Below are 21,153 nucleotides of genomic sequence, written 5' to 3' on the forward strand. Positions count from 1 at the left end.
GAATCTGGACACTTCTTCCTGTCCACGATGCGTGACATTGTGGCCCGTGACGACGCCCCTGCCGACATGCGCCGGGACATGGATGCCCTGGGCAAGTGGTACGGTGGCAACGCTGACGACATCGCCCGGGAAGCAGCTGGGTACGGCGCATCGGACACCACGGCGGACCATGTCCGCGCCTACTTGGATGCCAAGACCTCGGGCGATGTCGCCCGTGATCAGGCGATCGACCGGGCGCTGCACGAACAATTTGCCCGTGGGTTTGAGAAGTACCTGTTCGAAGGAAAGGCCCCGTCCACCGAATTGCAGCCCCTTTCCTTGCTGCAAGATCGTTGAGTCGCTGTGCAAGCTTGGGCATGGAGTTGGGGTCTGTCAGTTGGGTTCTCTACTGCCAAGGTACCCAAGTTGGTACCCAAAAGCAATAGATTCAACTGGACGAACATCGGATGTTATCGGACTCTCTGATAACAAAAAACCCGCAAGACTCAGTGTCCATGCGGGTTTTTCTGTATCGTCGTCGGATTACATCGGATGCTATCGGTACCGCTTAAAGTACCCACTGGTGCCCGAAGGGGGACTCGAACCCCCACACCTTTCGGCACAGCCACCTCAAGGCTGCGCGTCTACCAATTCCGCCATCCGGGCAACGGCTGTAAAGAGGTGAGAATATACCATGACTGCGGTCCTGCGTGGCCAGGGCAGCGCTGTCGTGCGCCCGCTACGCCGGGCGGGCCGCCTAGTGCAGGGCGAAGTCCACGCGCGTCGCGGGGCCGCCATCGTCGGCGCTTGCAGCGTCAGTCTTGGGGGCCACAATGAAGATCCGGTCAGCCAGATCCTCCGCACTGGCGGTGATCTGTTCATACACGGCTTGCGCACGTGCCTCGGCGAGCTTGGTCAGGGCCTGGCGGCCCACAGGGGCGGCGGCCAGCAGCAGGGTGTTCATCTGCTCGGGCGGAATCGATTTGGCGAAGCCGATGGCGTTGCGCGGCTTGTCCTTGATTTTGGTGTTGTCGTAGACCTTTCCCAGGTACTTGGCGCGGTCGGCCTTGGTGAGCGGGATGCTTTCCAGGTCGGGCTTCTTGCTTCGGCCGGCATCGCGGGCCTTGGCCGCGCGCATCTGGTTGTCCACCCAGGCCTGGCGCAGGCCTGCCTCGTCGGCTTGCGGGTCGGCACGACCGATGATGTCCATCTTCAGCGCGGGGCGGTCGGCCAGTGCCTTGACCAATGTGGCGACGTTGGACTTGGCCGTATCGTCGAGCGTGGCGCTGCCGGGTGCGAAGTCGATGTGCGACAGGTCGCTTTCGCCACCACCAAAGGCTGAGGCCAGCAGCTTGAAGGGTGCGGTCACCGCCTTGACCAGCGTGTTCATGATCACCTTGACGATGATGCCGCCCACCGAAAACTGTGGGTCATCGAGTGAGCCCGAGATCGGCAGATTCACGTCGATGTTCCCGCTGGAATCCTTCAACAGGGCGACCGCCAGCAGTACCGGTAGTTTGATGGCGTCAGCGCTGCCGGACGGCTTGCCGAAGGTGAGCTGGTTGAGGAGTACCTTGTTGCTGGCCTGCAGGGCACGGTCCTTGATCTGGTATCGCAGGTCGACCGACAGCTTGCCGCGCTCGATGGCGTAGCCTACATATTTGGATGAGTATGTGGTGAATCGGGGTAGGTCCACGCCTTTGGCCGAGGCCTTGAGGTCCAGCGCCAGGTAGCGCGAGAAGGGCTGCACCGTGCCCGAGACGGAGAAGGGCGCTGTGCGGTACACGCGGCCTGCCACGCTGACCTTGGCTGGCGTGGGTTTGGTCGAAGACACCGCCGTGAGGGAGCCGTCGATGGACGACAGCTCCGCGCGGTAGTTGGGCCGTACGAAGTGGTCGTTGAATGTCATGCGGCCGCGCTTGAGCTTGACGCTGTTGATCGAAATGTCGGGCCCGGCACTGACGTGCCGGGCGGTGGGTTTTTCATGCCCGGCCGCATGGTTTCGACGAGTTTGCGTATCCTGCGTGATCGAGCCTGCGGCTTTGCCCTTGTCCACCATGATGTCCATGACATTCAGGCGCGCCTTGTTATTGAGAAGAATGTTTCCGTAGAAATCGTCCAGCAGGATGTCGCCCAGCCCTAGCTGGAGCCTGGTTCCTTCTGCCGAAATGTGCATGTTGGTCAGGCCCAGGTGCTTCCAGTTGAGGAATGCCGCCTTGTTGACGCGGTCCTGGAGGTCGAAATCGTTGATCTGGACGGCGCCGCGCCAATCGGCCTGCATCGGCTTGCCTTTCTGCTCAGGGGTGAATTCGGCATTGCCGCGCGCGCCCAGAGACAGGCTGCGCACCGTGGCGTTCAGGCTGGAAGCGATGTAGGGGGCCAGGGAGGCCGCGTCGAACTTGGCCAGGTCGACCGAAGTCTTCAGCGACAGCGGCTGTACCGTCAGTGAGCCCTTGAGCGCCAGTGTGCCGTGTTTCTGGATACCGTCGGCTCGCAGGGTGAAGTTTGTTGGTTTCGCGTCCAGGGCGAGTCGGTCGGCGTCCAGTGCCATCGAGCCGATGGACAGGTTCACCCCAGGCTTGACGGAGTCGTCGCGCACGGCGAACTGCGCCAGGCCCAGCTTCACGTTGTGGGCTTCAACCCGAGAGTTCGCCAGAGTGACCTTGCCTTCGAGGCTCAGCCGGCCGTTCTGCAGGGTGATGGGTGCGAAATGGCGAACGGCAGCCGCGAAGGGCGCTAGCGCCAGCTTGTCCAGCCGCACCTGTGCCTGGACCGAAAGGGGCCGCAGGATAATGGGTGCCTGAACTTGCAGCGAGCTGCCGTCCGTCGGGTTGTTCATGCTCAGTTGCGCCATCATGGGCTGGTTCGCAGCCTGCGGCACGGCGATGTGCTGGACCTCCACGTCCAGGCCTTTCAGCGAATAGTCCAGCTTGATCGGATCGTCGCGGAGATGCGCTTCACCGTCGTTGAGTCTGAAGGTGCCGATGGCGACCTTCCAGGCTGCGGCCGGGCTATCGGGAGCATCGGCAGCGGAGCCTGCTGTTGCGGGGTTCGCCGGGTTGGAGCCCTCGGGTTTGGTGGAGGCCGGGGCTCCCAGCTTGGCGAAGCCCTCGGCCACGCGCTGCCAGTTCGACTGCCGGGCGTCACGGTGCGCTTCCACGCGCGGTTTTTCCAGGGCCACCGTGTCGATGGAGACCGTTCGTGCGCCCAGGTCGGCCGTCAGACCCTGGATCTTCAGGTCATCCCAGGCCATCAACGGCGCTCCGGATGACTCGGTCGTGTCAAGCGCGCGCAGGCCCAGGTCGCCCTGTACGCGGATTCGCGGCGCAGCGTTTTGGGGTTGCTCGAACAACACCTGCAGCCTGGAATCGAGCAGGGCATTCTTGATCTTGACGGGCAGGGGCGGGGGCCAGAAATCGACCCATTTGTCGAGCGCCAGGCCGTCGACCGTCACGTTCAGTGTGGATGTGGGCGCGGTATCGAACGGACGCGCCGTGCCGGTCAGGTCGAAAGGGCTGCCATTGATGAGCATGTGCACCGCCGGCTGCACATCGGTCTTCGTGGCGTAGCTGAGTGACGAAATGAATGGGATACCTAGCGTGAGATCGGTGATCGTCTGTCTGCGGCCGGTGACGTGATCATCCAGGCTGATGGCGCCTCCGGTCAACGATAGATTGTTCACCGAGAATCGCGGCACCCCCGTCGAAGCTGGTTTGGGCTTGGCCGGCTGTTCGGCCGACGTCTTCTCCAGTCGTTCGATGATGTCGGAAAAATTGAAATGGGTGGGGTCCTGCCGCACCAGCGTGAGCTGGGGCTGGTCGATACGGATCCGGTCGAGTACCGGCGCGAACAACACGATGGAGCGCCAGGCCACCCGAAGGTCGATCTCACCGATCTTCAGCAGCGGCGCCGACTGGCGCTGCTCAATGACGAGATCCTTGGCGCTCAGCGCCAGCGTGAAAGGGTTAAAGCGGATGTCGCCCACGTCTACTGGGCGCCCCAGCAATTCGGCCACGTTTTGCGTGAGCACGCGATGCACGGCCTTGGGCACCAGCCAAGCCGACAGCGCGGCCAGAACGAGCAGCGTAAGTGCGATGCCCGCCAGGATCTTGCCTGTCCGACGGCTGAGTTTCAGTGCTGGCATCTGCAATGGCATCGAGCGCGCTCCCGGCGGGTGTGACGTGTCCTGTATTCGGCCCGTGAACATTGAGGCCACGCCGTTCGTGGCCTTTTCGCTCATTATCCATGCCGAGTCCGGGTGCGTCTATTGGGGGGTGCGGATTTTTCTTCGATCTCTTTTGCCTGCACTCCTGCCTTGTCGACCATAGACGGAAAGGCAGGTGTCGGATCACGTCTGCGCTGGCGGCTTTCCGTTCTTGATTGCAGGCACGCCATCGAGCTTGTCCCCGGCGATGCGTCGCACGATTACGTAGAACACCGGGATCAGCAGCAGCCCGAAAATCGTGGCGAACAACATGCCGCCAATCACACCCGTACCGATTGCGTGGCGCGCGTTGGCGCCGGCGCCGGTGGAAATGAAGAGCGGGAACACACCGAGGATGAACGCGAACGAGGTCATCAGGATGGGGCGGAAACGCAGCCGCGCCGCAGTCAGGACCGCCTCGCGCAGGGTCTTGCCTCCTTTCTGCGCCGCAACCGCATACTCGATGATCAGGATGGCATTCTTGGCAGCCAGCCCGATGACAGTCACCAGCCCGATCTTGAAGAACACGTCGTTGGCCAGACCGCGTCCCATCGTGAACAGTACCGTGCCAAGCAGCGCAAGCGGCACGATCAGCAGCACGGCGACCGGAACCGACCAACTCTCATACAGGGCGGCCAGCGCCAGGAATACCACCAGGATGGACAAGGCCATCAGCATGGGTGCGCCGTTGCTCGACGCGGCCTCCTGGAATGATTCGCCGGCCCAGTCGTAACCGAAGCCGTGCGGCAGGTCATGCGCCACGAGGCTTTGCATGGCGTCCATTGCCTGGCCTGATGCAAAGCCGGGGGCGGCATCGCCCACGACCTCGATCGCCGGATTGCCGTTGAACCGCGTAAGCGACGGCGACACCAGTGCCCAGTGGCTCTTGATTACGCTGGAAATCGGGATCATGGCTGGCGTACCGTCCGGGTTCTTGCGTGTGCTGCTGGGCGTGTAGAAGTCGTTGAAGGCCGCGCGGCTCATCCGGTAGGGCGCGTCGGCCTGCAGCATCACGAACTTGACGCGCCCTTCGGCAAACATCTGGCCGACCTGGGTAGGCGCCAGCATCAGGCTGGCGGCGTTGGCCACGTCGGTTGCCGAGAGGCCCATCGACGCCGCCTGTACACGGTCGATTTTGAAGTCGAGTTGCGGCGCCGGGGGCAACTGGTTGGCCCGCACGTTGACCAGCACCTTGTTGCCCTTGGATTTGGTCTGCAGTGTGTGAAGTGCCTGGTCGAGCGCAGTACGCCCCAGACCGCCGGTGTCCTCCAGGTACATGTCGAAACCGCCGAACTGTCCGAGCCCGTGCACGGTGGGCAGGTTGACCACGACGATGGATGCGTCGCGGATGCTCTTGTGCAGTTGCGCGTTCAGGTGTGGAATCAGCTGCGCCGCAGAGCGCGCGCGCTTGCTCCAGTCCGTCAGCTGAATGAATGCCATGCCGTTGTTTTCCCCCGATCCCACCGGGCTGAAACCGATGATTTGCATGACGTGCTCGATTTCGGGGTCTTTCCGCAGCGTGTTCCATACCTGGCTCATCACCGCCTCGCTGCGCTGTTTGGTAGCGCCCGGCGGCAATTGCACCATGGCCAGCAGGTAGCCCTGGTCTTCTTGCGGCAAGAAGCTGCCTGGCAGCTTGACGTAGAGGAACCCGGCTGCCGCCACGACCACGGCGAACACCATCATCCAGCGCGGCGCATGATGCACGGCGTGGCCGACGTGGCCGATGTAGGTGCCGTGCGTCCAGGCGAACAGATCGTTGAACTTGCGGAACAGAGGGTTCTTCTTGCGCTCATGTTCCGGTTTCAGGTAGCGACCACAAAGTGCCGGCGTGAAGGTCAGCGCAAGGAACGCCGAGAAGAACATCGATACCGCGATCGTCAGGGCGAACTGGCGGTAGATGATGCCCGTCGAACCTGACTGTAAGGCGGACGGTACGAATACGGCCAGCAGCACCGCCGTGATGGCTACCACGGCGCCTGAGATCTCCCGCATGCCCTTGCGAGCGGCTTCTTTGGGCGGCAGGCCTTGTTCGGTCATGATGCGCTCGATGTTCTCGATCACGACGATCGCATCGTCCACGACGATGCCGATGGCCATGACCATGCCGAACAGGCTGAGCTGGTTGATCGTGAACCCGAGAGCATCCATGCCGATGAACGCCCCAAGCAGGGCCACCGGGATCACGATGGCGGGGATGATGGTGGCGCGGAGATTCTGGAGGAAGACCAACATCACGAGGAACACCAGTACCAGGGCTTCGACCAGCGTTGTCAGCACGTCCTGGATCGAGATCGTGATGAATGTCGTGGTGTCATAGGGGACGGACCAGGTCACTCCTTCCGGGAAACCGACCTGCAGCTTCGCCATTTCGGCGCGTACGGCCTTGGCGACCGCGAGCCCGTTGGCCCCGGGCAGTGTCTGGATTGCAAATGCGCCGATCGGCCTGCCGTCGTAGATGGTGTCGAAGCCATAGCCTTGCGGTCCGAAGTCCGCTGTTGCGATGTCACCCAGCCTCACCACGGTGCCGTCCTGGTTGGCCCGAAGGATGATGCCCAGGAATTGTCCAGGCGTGGAGAACAGGCCCTCGCCGGCCACGTTGGCGGTGAAACCCCAGCCCTTGACTGCCGGGTCCGCGCCCAGAGTGCCGGCTGCCACCTGAATGTTCTGCGATTTCAGTGCATCGATCACTTCGGTCGCCGATAGGCCGTAGCCATGCATTTTTTCCGGATTCAGCCAGACCCGCATGGCGTATTCGGCACCGAATTGATTGGTGGCCCCGACGCCGGCAATACGTGAGATTGGGTTCAGCACCTGCGAGGCGATGATGTCGTTCAGGCGGTCCCGGCCGATGGTGGGATTGTCAGAACTCAACGCGATGGCCATCAGCGTGTCGGGGTTGGCTTTGGCGACGATGATGCCTTGTGCGAGCACGGCCGGTGGCAGCCTGGGCTCGGCCCGTGTGACCTGGTTCTGCGTCTGCATCGCGGCGATGTCGGGGTTGGTGCCAGGCTTGAAAGTCAGCTTGATCGCCACGCGGCCGCTGGAGCTGGTGGACGAGTTGAAGTACAGCAGGTTGTCGATGCCAGTGAGTTGCTGCTCGATCACTTCAGTGACCGATCCCTCGGCGGTGCTGGAACTGGCGCCGGGGTAGTGGGCGACAATCGAAACCTCCGGTGGTGCGATGTTCGGATATGACTGCACACCCAGGTTGTCGATCGCAAGCACCCCGCCCAGCGTGATCAGGATCGCGATCACCCACGCAAAGATCGGTCGGTCGATGAAGAAGTTCGACATGTGGGGATCCCGTTACTTGCCGGATGCTGTGGCGGATGCAATGGAGGGACCGTCTGTCTTTGCGGTTGATGCCGGTGGCTGCCAGGGCTCCGTCTTGGCCTGCGCGCCGATCTGCACCACCTGCAGTCCCGAAGCGATCACCTGATCCCCTGCGGCCAGGCCGGACGTAATGACCCAGTCGACCCCCTGTGTGCCGTCCGTTGTCACGTTGCGATGTGCAACCTTGCCGTCTTTGCTGACCACCAGGACGTAAGTGCCAGTGATGTCGCGCTGCACCGCGGCCTGCGGAATCAGGAACGCGTGATGGCGCTCGCCCAGTTTCATCTGCAGGGTGACATAGGTGCCCGGGAGCAACCTGAACTGTGGATTCGGCAGTAGCGCCCGCAAGGTGACTGATCCGGTGGCGGGGTCGACCGTGGGCGCCGAGAAATCCACGGTACCGACTTTGGCGTAGGGTGTGCCGTCGGGCAGCGTGACCTTGACCGTGGTCTTGTTGGGCTCAGCGAGCCGGATGTCGCCGCGCTCGGCGGCCCTTTGCAGCGCGTTGAGATCGTTCACGCCGATGGTGAAGTTGACGTACAGCGGATCCAGCTGGCTAACGGTCGTGAGCAGGGTTGCGGAGCCCTGGCCCACGAGAGCGCCTTCGGTGACCTGCTGCTGGCCGGCGCGGCCGTCGATGGGCGACGTGACGTGGGCGTAGCCCAGATCAATGCGCGCCATCCGCACGCTTGCCTGATCTGCCTTGACTGTCGCTTCCTGTTGCTGCACCAGGAATTTCTGGTCGGTGTAGGTTTTTTCGGCAATCGCTTTTTGTTGGTGCAGTTTTTGGTAGCGGGCGAAGTCCGCGCGCGCCTGCCCCAGGTTTGCCTGATCCTTGGCCAGTTGGGCCGTGGCGCTGTCCAGCGCCGCCTGCAGGGGATCCGGGTCTATTTCGAACAGTAGTTGTCCTTTCCTGACCTCGCTGCCTTCGACATAGGCCCGCTTCAGCAGGACACCCGCGACCCGCGCATTCACGTCTGCGCTGCGGAATGCGGACAGTCGGCCCACCAGGTGCTTGACGAGCGGTGCGTTCTCCTCGTGCGCCGTGACGATGCCGACCAGCGGGGGTGTTGGTGCCGTTGCCTGATTCGGATGGTCGCTGCAAGCCGCCAGCATCAGCGCCAGACACCAGGGTGCGGCGCGCAGAATAAAATTTTTCATAATGGTCAGGTGTCGATCACGGTATCCATCGACGTGACGAGCCGTTGCAGCAGGCGCTGCAGCTCGCGCTTCTCCGTTGAGCTCAGGCAGGAAAACGTTTCGCGTAACGGCGGGAAGAATCTGGGCAACAGGTCGAGGACAAACCGGCGGCCGGCGTCCAGTATCCGCAGCTCGACGCGGCGCCGGTCTTCGGTACTGTGGGCTCGCGCCACCAGCCCGCGCTTGACGAGCAGGTTCGCGATTCGGGTGATGTTGGCTGGGGTCTGCGCCAGGTAAGTGGACAATTCGTTGGGGAAAACCGGATGATTGGCGTTGACGAACAGATACATCAGGGCCCGGAAATCGCTCTGGTGCAGATCGTAGGGGGCCAGCGCCGCATCCGACAGGCTGGTCAGCCCGCCGGCGGCCAGATTCAGCCAGCCGGAAAGCTCCGCGTCCTGCAGCGGGAAATCCGCTACGCTCTGCGCGGCGAGGTTCAGACTTGCCCCCATTCTCTGCATGTGTAGCGTCAGGCTGCTCATTCGTTCAGTGAATAGATATTTAGCCAGCGAAATGTTAGTATAGTAAACAGTCTATATGACGTTCAAGTCAACTTTGAACATCGGCTCCGATTTGAAAACGAAAATCTGCCGCACATCGCTCGCGCTTGCAGTTGTTCTTGTGCTGGGGGGATGCGCGATCGGTCCCGATTACCAGCGCCCGCAGGTCACCGTGCCGGCGCACTACAAGGAACTGCCGGGCTGGGCCCAGGCCGCGCCAGCCGAGACAGCACCCAAAGGCAAATGGTGGTCGGCGTTCAACGACCCGCTGCTGGCCGAACTGGAACCGCAAGTGGCTGTCTCGAACCAGACCGTGGCCCAGAGCTACGCCAACTATCAGGCCGCTTTGGCTGAGGTCCGAGTTGCGCGCAGCGCCCTCTTTCCGGTCGTCGGCCTCTCCGGCACCCTCACCCGGCAGGGCGGCGGTGGTGCGGTTGGCCGGGGCGGCGTCAGCACTCAGTCCGCGTCCAATGTCGGCTCGATCGAGGGCTCCGTGAGCTGGGCGCCGGATCTTTGGGGTGGGGTTCGCCGCAGCGTGGAAAAAAACAAGGCGAACGCCCAGGCCAGCGCCGCGACGCTGGCCAATGCCACACTGTCCGAACAGGTGGCACTCGCTGTTGCAGTGGTCGATTTGCGGGTGACGGATGCCAATATCGACCTGTTGCGCAAGACCGTGGATGCTTACCAGGAATATCTGCGCGTGGTGTCCGCCAAGGACGCTGCGGGCACCGTGCCGCCGTCGGATGTGATCAGTGCACGCGTGCAGCTGAAAAACGCCCAGGCGAGCCTGCTTGCGCTGGGCGTTGCGCGTGCGCAATATGCTCATGCGATTGCCGTGCTGGTCGGCAAGAATCCTGAGTCGCTCGATATTCCTCACAGTACGGCGCTGCCCGTGCTGCCCGATATCCCGGTAGGCGTGCCTTCGACTCTGCTGCAGCGCCGCCCCGATATCGCCATTGCCGAACGCCAGATGGCTGCGCAGAATGCCGCGATTGGCGTGGCTGAAGCCGCGTATTACCCTACTTTGTCCCTGTCAGCCGCCGATGGCTTTTCACAATCGCCGTTGGCGGGACTGCTGAATATCGCCAATCACGTCTGGGCGTTGGGCGCTGATATTGGCGCGGCTCTGTTCGAAGGCGGGGCGCGCCACGGCCGGGTGGCCGTCGCCAAGGCGCAATACGAGGCGGCCGTGGCCAACTATCGCGGTACGGTCCTCACCGCGTTCCGGAATGTCGAGGACGATCTGGTGGGGCTGCGCGTCCTTGGGCAACGTGCCGAGGTGCTGGATGGAGCGGTCGGCGACGCCACCCGTGCCACCGAGATCGCGCGCAACCAGTACGCGGCCGGCATCGTGGATTTCACGACTGTGGCCGTCGCGCAGGCGACCCAGTTGGGCGATGAACAGACCGCCCTCAGCGTCCGGCAGCAGCGGCTGCTCGATACGGTTTCGCTGATCGGCGATCTGGGTGGCGGCTGGTTGGCTGATGGCCTGGCCTTGGCGGGTAACGGCTCGACAAGGCGCTGAGCGTTCGCAATGGACGGGGTCGGTTCAGGACTTCGACTTGAGGTACGGGCACCTGGATTCGCTCAATGGCCCGTAGGCCACTTTGGCCGGGATGGTGGCCACGACCTTGTGGTAGTCCCAGGGACCCTTGCTTTCGGCGGGGTGCTTCACCTGCAGCAGCGTCAGATCGTTCATCAGACGCCCATCGGCACGGATGGCGGCGTTCCGTGCGAAGAAGTCGTTGACCGGGTGAGCCTTCAGCCAGGTCATGACGATCTCAGCCTGGTCCGTGCCCGTTCGATGCACGGCTTTCAGGTAGCTGGCGGTTGCCGAATAGTCGCCTGCCTGGCCGTAAGTGGGCATGCGGCCGATCTTGGCAAAAAAGCGGCGTGACCAGTCTTCGGAAGGTTTGTCCTTGTTCCAGTACCAGGGCACTGTCAGGTACATGCCCTGGGTCGCTTCCATCCCGAGCGAGTGAATGTCGTTCAGGGTTGCCGTCAGGCCGACTGGCGTCATGGTGCGCGTCAGCCCAAAGTCCACGGCCGCCTTTAGGGAATTGACCAGATCGGCGCCGGCATTGGCCAGCGCCAGGACCTTCGCACCAGAGGCCTGGGCCTGTAGCATGAACGACGAGAAGTCCGAGGTGCCCAACGGCGTGTTCACGTTGCCCAGGACCTGTCCTCCTTCCTTCTGGACGACTGCGGCGGTGTCGTGTTCCAGCTCATGGCCGAACGTGTAGTCGGTGGTCACGAAGAACCATTTGCGTCCGCCCTTGGCCACGACCGCCGAGCCGGTACCGCGCGCGAGGCCCTGCGTGGAGTAGGTGTACTGGATCGAATAAGGGGTGCATTTCTCGTTGGTGAAGGCTGACGCCCCCGCGCCGGACGTGATGAACAGCTTCTTCTTTTCGGCTGCAACGGCTGACATGGCCAGGCTGGCTGCCGAATTGGTGCCGCCGATCAGCAGATCCAGTTTTTTGTTGTCGAACCAGTCGCGGGCCAGGGCCGCCGAGACGTCCGGTTTGTTGAGACTGTCTGCCACCAGCAGCTCGATTCTTTTGCCGTCGACGGCTCCGCCGGCGTCAGCGATTGCCATGCGGATGGCTTCCGCACCGCCGGGCCCGTCACCGTCCGCATAGACGCCCGACATGTCGGTGATGAAGCCGATGCGGATGACATCGTCGGAAATGCCAGCTCCGGAGGCCTGTGCGGCAGCCAGTCCGAGCAGGATGCCGAGCGTGATGCCCTGGCGATGGTTGATTCTCGTCATGCTTCCTCCTGAAGCGTCGTCTACGGGTGTCGGCTGCCATGATGCCACGCGTGTTCGCTCGGTAGGGCCATACATTGGCGGGCGTTGTGTGTATCGTCGGGGCCGGCTCGCGGTTGCGCTGCAGCGTCCTGGTGAACGCAGGGGACGGGGTATGATCAGAGTTGACACAGGAGTTGCGACCATGCAAACGATGCCGGCACTGTTTCTCGGGCATGGCAGCCCGACGAATGCGCTTGAAGACAACCACTACACGCAGGCCTGGCGCAGGTTTGGCGCGGCCTTGCCGCGGCCGCGCGTCCTGTTGGTGGTGTCGGCGCATTGGTTCATCGGTGCGACTGCCGTCACCGCCATGGCGCGGCCACGCACCATTCATGATTTCTACGGCTTTCCGCCAGAGCTGTTTGCGTTCGACTATCCGGCCCCCGGTTTGCCGGAGTTGGCCGAAGAGGTGGCCGAGGTTGCCAAACCCCACTGGGTCGGGGCCGACCGAGACCAATGGGGGCTCGACCATGGGACGTGGAGTGTGCTGACGCATCTCTTCCCCGAGGCGGATGTCCCGGTCGTGCAATTGTCGATCAATGCCTCCAAGCCCCTGGACTATCACCTGGATCTGGCGGCGAAGCTGGATCCGCTGCGCCGACGAGGCGTGATGATCGTGGCAAGCGGCAATGTCGTGCACAACCTGCGACGCGTCCAGTGGGATCGCCCGGATACGGGCGCCGACTGGGCAAGGCGTTTCGACGATGCCGTTGCTGGGCAGATGGCCGACTCACCTGCCGACATTCTCAAATCGGTTGAGCACCCTGACTTTGCCATGGCGGTGCCCACTCCAGATCACTTCATTCCGCTACTCTATATCGCCGGACTCGCAGCAGCATCGGGCGCGGATGCTCGGGCACTGCTTCGTGGTTATTCCATGGGGGCGCTCTCGATGACCTGTTATGGCATCTGGCCGGATTTTCAACCCCAGGAGGCGTCTTGACATGGATGACGAAGATTTTCACCCCGGCACGATTCAGCGGCTGGACACAGGATTCGAAGGTCGGCTCGAACGACATTACCCGCATGATCCGGCGACCGTCTGGGCAATGCTGACTGAGCCGCAGCACCTGCCCAAGTGGCTGGCGCCCGGCACAATCGAGCTGCGGCAAGGCGGTGCGGTGCGTATCGACTTCGCCGACAGCGGTGTCGTGATCGATAGTACGGTCAGTGCAATAACGCCGCTGCAGACCCTGGAGTATTCGTGGAGCAGCGGGCAGCAGCCGATGCGGCCATTGCGCTGGGATCTCCACCCGGAACCGGACGGAACCCGTCTGGCGCTGACAGTGCGCCTGCCGGCTGGCGAGGACGCGGCCAAGGCATGCGCCGGGTTCGAGGGCCATCTCGCGATGCTGGCGGCGGCCCTGGAGGATGTCCCGGTCCGCTTTCCGCTGGAGCTGTATCTGCAAGCGCGCAAGCACTATCAGGCGTTGCTGGACGCCTGACGTTCCGGGCAGATCAGTCCCGGATGGGGGGAAATGCGTGGCCGGTTCTGTCAGGTACTGGTCACGGGGCTTCCCGGGAAGTGAAGCGTGTTGAGCGGAATCTTCAGGTACGACACGCCATTGCCTTCGGCCGGCGGCAGCTGGCCTGCGCGGATGTTGACCTGTAGCGCTGGAAGAATCAGCCGGGGTGCTGGCAAGGTTGCATCCCGGGCTTGGCGCATGGCCACGAATTGCGCCTCAGTCACCCCGTCATGGACATGGATGTTGTCCGATCGCTGCATGGCGACGGTGCTCTCCCACTGATGTGCCCGTCCTGGAGGCGGGTAGTCGTGGCAATGCATCAGGCGGACGGACCCGGGAAGGGACAGGATCTGGTGAATCGACCGGTACAGCGCGTGTGCGCTGCCGCCCGGAAAGTCCGTGCGCGCAGTGCCCACGTCCGGCATGAAGAGGGTGTCACCCACGAACACTACGTCTTCGACCCGAAACGCCATGTCAGCCGGCGTGTGGCCTGGAACCAGGAGTGCAGTCACTGTCAGGCTGCCTACCTGGAATCGTTCGCCGTCCTGGAGCAGGTGGTCGAATGGACGGCCATTTGCGAGAAAGTCCGGATCCAGGTTGTAGAGTTTTTTGAAGATCGCCTGGACCTGCCGGATGTTTTCGCCAATGGCGATTTGGCCGCCCAGCCGGTGCTTCAGATAGCTTGCTGCCGACAGGTGGTCTGTGTGAGCGTGCGTTTCCAGGATCCACTGGACCTCGAGCCCCTGGGTCTGGACGAAGTCGATGATCCGGTCGGCCGATCGTGTGGCGATCTGTCCGCTGGCGGCATCGAAGTCCTGTACGGAGTCGATGATGGCTGCATGACGGCCGTCGGATAGGACGTAGCTGATCGTTTCCGAGGCGGGGTCGAGGAAAGACTGGATGGCGGGCGGCATGGATGTCTCCTCAGAAGCGCGACACTGTTGTTATGTTGACAGATATTATATATAGAAATATATTATGTTCAACCGATTTGGAGTGCAAGATGGAAAGCGTGGCTCTCGATCCGATGCTGATGCGCAACGCGGCAACTGACGTGGTCGACAGGCTCAAGGTTCTGGCAAACCGGGAACGCCTGCTGCTGCTGTGTCAGCTGTCACAGGGTGAACGCTGTGTCAGCGACCTGGAAGCTACGCTCGACATTCGCCAACCAACCTTGTCGCAGCAGCTTGGTGTCCTGCGTGCCGAAGGCGTGGTCAGCACGCGGCGCGAGGGCAAGTATGTCTATTACTGCGTGGCGGACGGGAAGCTCCTGCAGCTACTGGCCACACTCTACGATCTTTATTGTCCGAGCGAGGCGTCATGATGATCGACCGGAAGGGCTAAGTTTCCGCTAAGCCTGGGACAGTATCCTGCAGTCGTCGCCTGAAAACGGCCTCGACACGGCCATCTCCTACAGGACACTCCCATGAAGGCTTTCCCGATTGCCCATGCTGCGTTGCTCGCGGCGACCACACTGGCCATTCCAGCACTGAGCCACGCCAGAACGGTCACGATCTCCACGACTCTGAAGCATTACGGCGGCGGGGGCGCCTATGTTGCGGTGTATCTGACGGGGCCGCACGGCGCCTACGACAGGACGCTCTGGATCGCTGGACGCCGGTCGCGATATTACCGGCACCTGACCGAATGGAGGCGGCTGTCGGAGCGGAGCACCGGATCGCTGGATGGTGTCACCGGCGCCAGTGTCGGCGAGGGCCGGACGCTCAAGGTGACGGCCGACCTGGCTGATGCATTGTTTGACGCCGGTTATGAGATCCATGTGGATGCCGCCGTCGAGGACATGCACAGCAGCCCCTTCGAGATTCAAGTGCCACTGACGCGGGCTGGTTCGGGGAAGCCGCACGCAGGCCGGCAGTTTGTCCAGACTTTCACCTATCAGGTGCGGTAGGCGGGGACAAGCATGTTCTGGAAGTCGATCCATCGCTGGCTCGGTTTGAGTCTCGGGACCGCTGCCTTGTTGATCGCGGTGACCGGGACCATCCTCGCATTCTTCCCGCTGCGCAACGCCTGGGTGGCCGTACGGCCCGAAGCGGCATTGCCTGTGTCCGTTCTGGCGCAACGTGTTGCGGATCACGTTCCTGGGCTTGAGGAGATCAAGCGCCTGCCGGCAGGCGGTTTCGTGGCCTATTCCTTTCACGCGGATCAGACCCGGGCAGCAAGAGTCGATCCGACAGACGGCCGGATCCTGGGTCCTTATGCGCCGTCGCCGGTTGAACGCTGGGTGCGCGGCCTGCATCGCTCCTTCTTTCTGGGGGATGCCGGGCGGATAGCAGCCGCCGCCGTGTCGCTGGCAATGGTGTTGTTGTGCTTGTCAGGCGTATTCATGCTTGCGCGGCGCCTGGGCGGGTGGCGGCGTCTGGGGACTCCTATGCGCGGGTCTGCTGCCCAGAAGATCCATGGCTGGACGGGCCGAGCGCTCGTGCTGGGACTGGGTGTGTCCTCCTTGACAGCACTCTACATGGCGGCCACGACTTTCAGTCTGATCCCCGCCGATTCCGGGGTGGACCCACAGGTGGTGTCGGCTACTTCCACCGGACCGGACCGACGGCCGGCAGAGATCAAGGTGCTACAGGAGCTGCGGGCCGGTGACCTTCGCGATCTCACTTTGCCGGCTGCCGACGATCCGGGGGATACCTGGACGGTCGTGACTGACGGCGGGAAGGGCTGGATCGATCGGCACAGTGGTGAGTGGCTGGCCTGGCAGCCTGTGGGTCTGGCTCGGAGCCTCTACGACGTGGTCTACGCCCTTCACACGGGAGAGGGGCTCTGGCTCTGGTCCCTATTGATGGGGCTGATCGGCCTTTGTGTCCCGCTGTTCTGGGTTTCGGGTCTGCTGATCTGGCTCCAAGGGCGGCACGGTGCGCCGAGGCCCTCGGGGAGCAGTTCCCTGCGTAGTGCGGATGTGCTGGTATTCGTGGCCAGCGAAGGCGGGACTACTTGGGGCTTCGCCACAGCCTTGCACGATGCCCTGGTGCGCGCAGGGCATCGGGTCTGCACGACTGGCCTGCAAGCGTTTGCCGTGGCGCCGGCCACCCGTTACGTCTTTGTCCTCGCAGCCAGTTACGGCAATGGCCAGGCCCCTGCCCATGCGGATCAGGCTCTCGAGCGCATTCAGCGGCTGCCTGCGGTTGAAGGCGTGCCTGTCACGGTGCTGGGGTTCGGCGATCGGCAGTTTCCAGCTTTTGGACGTTTCCCTAGAGCTTTGGACTGGGCCTTGCGCGACCGGGGGTGGCCGCATCTCTTGCCGTTTGAATGCATCCACCGGCAGTCGGCCCAGCAGTTCGAGCGCTGGTGCGATGCACTCTCGGCTGTATTGGGGCGGAGGATTATGCCGCACTATGTGCCTCATGTGCCTCGCACGGTGACGTTGCGGCTCGAGGCCCGCCGAAGTTATTCCAGTGTGGCAGGCGCTACGGCTATCCTGCGTTTTTCCGGGCCGTCAGATGGGAGCCGGACAACTGGTCGTCATCGGCTGCCGCACTTCGAGGCCGGGGATCTGCTGGGGGTTCTTGCACCGGGCAGCCCGGTGCCCCGCTATTATTCGCTGGCGTCGGGCCGCCGGAACGGCTTTCTGGAGATCTGTGTGCGCCATACTCCCGGCGGGCTATGTTCCGGGTTCCTGCACACTCTGAAGGGAGGTGACGAGATTCAGGCCTTCATCAAGTCCAACGATGGGTTCACGCTCGACCGTAGTCATCAGCCGCTCATCCTGATTGGCGCTGGTACTGGTGTTGCTCCGCTGGCAGGGTTCATCCGGAACAACTCGCGCAAGGCACCCATGTATCTTTATTTCGGCACCCGTAGCTCCGAGGAAGATTTCTACTTTGGGGATGCATTGAAGGGATGGCTTCAGGATCGCCGCCTGACCCGCCTGCGGACCGCGTTTTCGCGGCCACCAGCCGGCTGCTACGTTCAGGATGCGCTGCGGCAGGATGCGGGCCGGCTGAAATCGTTGCTGGTCAGAGGGGCAGCGCTGCGGGTTTGCGGAAGTCAGGCGATGGCGCAGGGGGTGGCCATCGTCCTTGATGAGATCCTTGCGGGCTTGGGGCTAACGGTGCAGAGGCTGCGGGAGCAGGGGCGATATGCAGAAGACGTTTTCTGATTGGGCGGCCGGCCCTGCGTCAGCGGTAGTCGAGGAGCCCGCCTGCAGCCTTTCGGGGCCGGTGATGGGTACGCACTGGGCCGTTTCGCTTGCGGTGGCTGAAGGGCGCCGCGCCTCAGGGTGGCCTTTAGGGCACGCCAAGGAGTAGGCTGCCCTCGGGCTTTCTGCCCAACGTACAATGCATTCAGGTGTTTTCTCGATTCCTTTTGCTGAGGCCATCCATGTCGAAAAATGATTCTCCAGTCTGGTTCATTACAGGATGTTCCACGGGGTTTGGTCGCGAGATCGCCCGCCTGACGCTGGCGCGCGGCTGGCGCACGGTGGTGACGGCGCGAGATCGCAGCCGGGTGGCCGACCTGGTAGCCGGGCATGAATCTCACGCTCTGGCCCTTGCACTGGACGTTACCCAGCCTGACCAAATCGTCGCTGCGGTGGGCGCTGCACACAAGGCATTTGGCGCAATCGATGTCCTGGTGAACAATGCGGGCTATGGGTATCAGTGCTCGGTCGAAGAGGGCGTGGAATCGGAAATTCGTGCGCTTTTCGACGCCAATGTGTTTGGCCTGTTTGCGCTGACTCGGGCCGTGTTGCCGGGGATGCGCGAGCGCCGCAAAGGCTATGTGGTGAATATCACGTCCCTGGCGGGTTTGAACGGCTTCGCCGCCTCGGGCTATTACGCTGCCTCCAAGCATGCCGTGGAGGGCTGGGCCGATTCCCTCGCTGTCGAGGGTGGGCCGCTGGGCATTCATGTAACCTGCATCGAGCCCGGTCCCTTCCGCACCGACTGGGCGGGGCGTTCACTGCACCAGACGCCGGTTCTCATTGCGGACTACGCCGATACGGTGGGCAAGCGGTTGGAGCTGACCTCCGGCATCAGCGGCCACCAGGCTGGCGATCCGGTCCGGGCCGCTCAGCTGATCCTGGACCTGAGCGAGTTGCCGGAGCCTCCGCGCAACGTCGCGCTGGGCGCGATGGCGATGGAACGTGGCACCGAACGGTTGCGGCAAAAGCTGGCCGACATCGAGGCCTGGCGCGAGCGTGGCCTGGCGACGGATTTTCCGGCGGCATAGGCGCCACAGTGGGGGACCCATGGATTTGAACAGTGATCTGGGTGAAAGCTACGGCGCCTGGCGCATGGGTGATGATGCCCGGATGTTGGACGTGGTGACCAGCGCCAACGTGGCTTGTGGGTTTCACGCCGGTGATCCGGCCGGGATTCTGGACACGCTGCGTGCAGCCGCCGATCGGGGGGTGGCGGTGGGGGCTCACGTGGGGTATCCGGACCGCGTGGGTTTCGGACGACGCAAGCTGGATCCCACCAGTCGCGAACTGGTCGGCGATGTCATTTATCAGATTGGCGCGTTGCAGGGTCTGGCGGCCGCAGCAGGTACCCGTGTCACCTATGTGAAGCCTCATGGCGCCTTGTACAACACCATCGCACAAGACCTGCGTCAGGCGACCGATGTGATCAGCGCCATTCTGGCCATGGACCCATCACTGGTGCTGATGGGGCTGGCCGGGACGCCGATCCTGGATTGGGCGCGCGAGCGTGGACTGCGGGTTGTGTCCGAGGCCTTTGCGGACCGGGCCTATACCCCCCAGGGGGTGCTGGTGTCCCGGGGCGAACCGGGCGCCGTGCTGACTGATCCGGCACAGGTGGCCGACCGCATGCTGGGCCTGGTGCAGACGGGCCGGATCACGGCGATTGATGGCAGTCAGATCCACCTGCGTGCCGATTCCATCTGCGTGCATGGCGACAGCCCTGGAGCCGTGGTCATGGCTCAGGCCGTTCGCGCGCGGCTGGATGCGGCGGGCGTGTCGTTGAAAGCGTTCGCATCGCCCGTCGGGACCTGACAGCGGCATGCGTATCTTGCCGGCAGGCGACCGTGCGCTGTTGGTCGAGCTGGCCTCGCTTGACGAGGTTCTGGCCTTGTTCCAGAAGGCGGACGGACGTCGGCCGGATGGCGTCATGGACCTCGTCCCGGCTGCGCGTACGCTGCTGGTGCAGTTCGACGCGACGGCCGTTTCTGTTTCTGCCGTTGCGGATTGGCTGCGCCTCCTGTTGCACCAGGTTGAAAGGGATGGCGTGGCTGCGGTGCTGTCTCAGACTTCTGCGCATCGCGTCGAAATCCCGGTGCATTACACGGGCGAGGATCTGGAAGAGGTCGGCGCCATGCTGGGCCTGTCGCCTGCACAGGTGATCGAACGCCACACGGGTCATGAGTATCGGGGTGCGTTTGCGGGTTTTGCGCCAGGGTTCGTTTACCTGACAGGAGGTGATCCCTGTTTCGACGGGATGCCACGGCGCGCCGTGCCGCGCACTCGGGTTCCAGCCGGTTCCGTTGCCATCGGCGGCGACTTCAGCGCGGTCTATCCATCGGATAGCCCGGGCGGCTGGCGATTACTGGGTGTGACGCCGTTGCGCATGTGGGACTTGGGGCGTGAATCCCCTGCGCTGCTGCAGCCCGGATTCAAGGTCCAGTTCAGGGATCTGGCCGCGCCCGGGGTGTACTTCAGCATCCCCCGGGAGTCCGTCGGGGACCAGGCAGACGTTGTGCGAGAGGGTGGTGCAGCGTCGGGCCAGACTTCGTTCGAGGTTCTGTCGCCTGGCCCGCAGACGCTGGTGCAGGACTGCGGGCGGCCCGGCATGACGGCGCTCGGGGTGTCGGGTTCCGGGGTGCTGGACCGGGGTTCCATGGCGGCGGCCAATCGGCTGGTGGGCAATCCGTTCGGCGCCGCAGTACTCGAGAATGCGTGGGGTGGCCTGACGATGGTCTGTCACGGCTCTGCAGTGGTTGCCGTCACTGGAGCGCCAGGAGCTGTGGTGCTGACCGCTGCGTCGGGCATGCGGCTTCCGGCAGCCACTGGCTGCAGTCTGGCGGTACAGGACGGCCAGACCCTGCGCCTGGGCCGGCCGCGTGCTGGCATGCGGTACTACCTGGCCGTCCGAGGGGGTTGGGATACGCCGGTGGTGCTTGGCAGCCGCTCCATGGATGTCCTGTCAGGAATCGGCCCGGTGGCCCTGCGCAAGGGCAGCCGCCTGAAGGTCGGTCCGTTCGCTGGAGTGCCCGGCGATTCCCCGGTTGTGGACCCGGGTCCAGGGGCCGGACACCTTTTTCCGAAACCAGGTGATGTGGTTTGTCTGAGTGTCGTCCTGGGCCCGCGTGATGACTGGTTCGATGCAGCGGCGCTGGTTCGGTTGCAGCAACAGGAGTGGGAGGTCACGGCACAGTCCAATCGTGTCGGTTTGCGTCTCGAGGGCAAGCAGCCGCTGGGTCGGATCCGCGCCGGCGAACTCCCAAGCGAAGGCATGGTGGCCGGTGCTCTCGAGGTCCCGCCCAGTGGTCAGCCGGTCCTGTTTCTGGCCGATCACCCGTTGACGGGAGGCTACCCCGTGGTGGCCGTGGTGGTGAGCCGGGACCTGGACGTGCTGGCCCAGGTGCCGCCGGGGGTGCGGCTTCGGTTCAACGTGACGGAGTGAGGCGGATGGGGCTTCATCCGCCGGGGTAAAATTCGCCGTTGCTGCGAGGATA

16 protein-coding genes and 1 tRNA gene are annotated in these 21,153 nt (G+C 63.3%); 10 read left to right on the forward strand and 7 right to left on the reverse strand.

Annotated elements, in window-relative coordinates; all coding sequences use genetic code 11:
- A partial coding sequence (locus EPN31_RS02355) for a hypothetical protein (RefSeq protein WP_291768948.1) occupies positions 1 to 336 on the forward strand: 336 nt, incomplete at its 5' end.
- A gap of 224 nt (positions 337 to 560) precedes the next feature.
- Here EPN31_RS02355 and EPN31_RS02360 read toward each other — a convergent pair.
- The 5 genes from EPN31_RS02360 to EPN31_RS02380 all read right to left on the reverse strand — a co-directional run bounded on the left by EPN31_RS02360 (position 561) and on the right by EPN31_RS02380 (position 9,201).
- A tRNA-Leu gene (locus EPN31_RS02360) sits at positions 561 to 645 on the reverse strand.
- A 91-nt stretch (positions 646 to 736) separates the two neighbouring features.
- A complete protein-coding gene (locus tag EPN31_RS02365) occupies positions 737 to 4,135 on the reverse strand; it encodes a DUF748 domain-containing protein (protein WP_291768950.1) in 3,399 nt (1,132 codons plus the stop codon).
- A 192-nt stretch (positions 4,136 to 4,327) separates the two neighbouring features.
- Positions 4,328 to 7,480 carry a multidrug efflux RND transporter permease subunit gene (locus EPN31_RS02370; protein ID WP_291768953.1) on the reverse strand — a complete coding sequence of 1,051 codons (3,153 nt, stop codon included), beginning with the start codon at positions 7,478 to 7,480 and terminating at the stop codon, positions 4,328 to 4,330.
- A gap of 12 nt (positions 7,481 to 7,492) precedes the next feature.
- Positions 7,493 to 8,680, reverse strand: a complete 1,188-nt coding sequence (locus EPN31_RS02375; protein WP_291768956.1) for an efflux RND transporter periplasmic adaptor subunit — start codon at positions 8,678 to 8,680, stop codon at positions 7,493 to 7,495.
- Between the two features lie 5 nt (positions 8,681 to 8,685).
- Positions 8,686 to 9,201 (reverse strand): MarR family transcriptional regulator, encoded by a 516-nt coding sequence (locus EPN31_RS02380; RefSeq protein ID WP_291768959.1) that lies wholly within the window; start codon positions 9,199 to 9,201, stop codon positions 8,686 to 8,688.
- A 91-nt stretch (positions 9,202 to 9,292) separates the two neighbouring features.
- On the opposite strand from EPN31_RS02380, the gene EPN31_RS02385 reads away from it, so the two are divergent.
- Positions 9,293 to 10,744 (forward strand): efflux transporter outer membrane subunit, encoded by a 1,452-nt coding sequence (locus EPN31_RS02385; protein ID WP_291768962.1) that lies wholly within the window; start codon positions 9,293 to 9,295, stop codon positions 10,742 to 10,744.
- A 24-nt stretch (positions 10,745 to 10,768) separates the two neighbouring features.
- On the opposite strand, the gene EPN31_RS02390 is transcribed toward EPN31_RS02385, so the two are convergent.
- A complete protein-coding gene (locus EPN31_RS02390) occupies positions 10,769 to 11,992 on the reverse strand; it encodes an ABC transporter substrate-binding protein (RefSeq protein WP_291768965.1) in 1,224 nt (407 codons plus the stop codon).
- 181 nt (positions 11,993 to 12,173) lie between these two features.
- Here EPN31_RS02390 and ygiD point away from each other — a divergent pair, with 181 nt between their 5' ends.
- Both ygiD and EPN31_RS02400 read left to right on the forward strand, forming a co-directional pair.
- On the forward strand, positions 12,174 to 12,974 hold the full coding sequence (gene ygiD / locus EPN31_RS02395; protein ID WP_291768967.1) for a 4,5-DOPA dioxygenase extradiol: 801 nt from the start codon (positions 12,174 to 12,176) through the stop codon (positions 12,972 to 12,974).
- A gap of 1 nt (position 12,975) precedes the next feature.
- On the forward strand, positions 12,976 to 13,476 hold the full coding sequence (locus EPN31_RS02400; protein WP_291768969.1) for an SRPBCC family protein: 501 nt from the start codon (positions 12,976 to 12,978) through the stop codon (positions 13,474 to 13,476).
- Positions 13,477 to 13,526: 50 nt separating this feature from the next.
- On the opposite strand, the gene EPN31_RS02405 is transcribed toward EPN31_RS02400, so the two are convergent.
- Positions 13,527 to 14,411, reverse strand: coding sequence for an MBL fold metallo-hydrolase (locus EPN31_RS02405; protein WP_291768973.1), 885 nt, complete (start codon positions 14,409 to 14,411; stop codon positions 13,527 to 13,529).
- An 89-nt stretch (positions 14,412 to 14,500) separates the two neighbouring features.
- Here EPN31_RS02405 and EPN31_RS02410 point away from each other — a divergent pair, with 89 nt between their 5' ends.
- The 6 genes from EPN31_RS02410 (at position 14,501) to EPN31_RS02435 (ending at position 21,101) form a co-directional block, all read left to right on the forward strand.
- Complete coding sequence (locus EPN31_RS02410) at positions 14,501 to 14,821, forward strand: helix-turn-helix transcriptional regulator (RefSeq protein ID WP_291768976.1); 321 nt, start codon at positions 14,501 to 14,503, stop codon at positions 14,819 to 14,821.
- Positions 14,822 to 14,923: 102 nt separating this feature from the next.
- Positions 14,924 to 15,406: a DUF2271 domain-containing protein gene (locus EPN31_RS02415; protein WP_291768979.1), complete on the forward strand. Its 483-nt coding sequence runs from the start codon at positions 14,924 to 14,926 to the stop codon at positions 15,404 to 15,406.
- Positions 15,407 to 15,418: 12 nt separating this feature from the next.
- The gene (locus EPN31_RS02420; RefSeq protein ID WP_291768981.1) at positions 15,419 to 17,620 is read left to right on the forward strand and encodes a PepSY domain-containing protein; all 2,202 of its coding nucleotides are present in this window, start codon (positions 15,419 to 15,421) and stop codon (positions 17,618 to 17,620) included.
- Between the two features lie 221 nt (positions 17,621 to 17,841).
- A complete protein-coding gene (locus EPN31_RS02425) occupies positions 17,842 to 18,690 on the forward strand; it encodes an oxidoreductase (RefSeq protein WP_291768984.1) in 849 nt (282 codons plus the stop codon).
- A 19-nt stretch (positions 18,691 to 18,709) separates the two neighbouring features.
- Positions 18,710 to 19,474, forward strand: a complete 765-nt coding sequence (locus EPN31_RS02430; RefSeq protein ID WP_291768987.1) for a LamB/YcsF family protein — start codon at positions 18,710 to 18,712, stop codon at positions 19,472 to 19,474.
- 7 nt (positions 19,475 to 19,481) lie between these two features.
- Positions 19,482 to 21,101, forward strand: coding sequence for a 5-oxoprolinase/urea amidolyase family protein (locus EPN31_RS02435; RefSeq protein WP_291768988.1), 1,620 nt, complete (start codon positions 19,482 to 19,484; stop codon positions 21,099 to 21,101).
- Positions 21,102 to 21,153: the final 52 nt, after the last annotated feature.

Origin of the sequence: Castellaniella sp. (assembly GCF_004321985.1) — a bacterium.
In the GTDB taxonomy this organism is placed as follows: Bacteria; Pseudomonadota; Gammaproteobacteria; order Burkholderiales; family Burkholderiaceae_B; genus Castellaniella.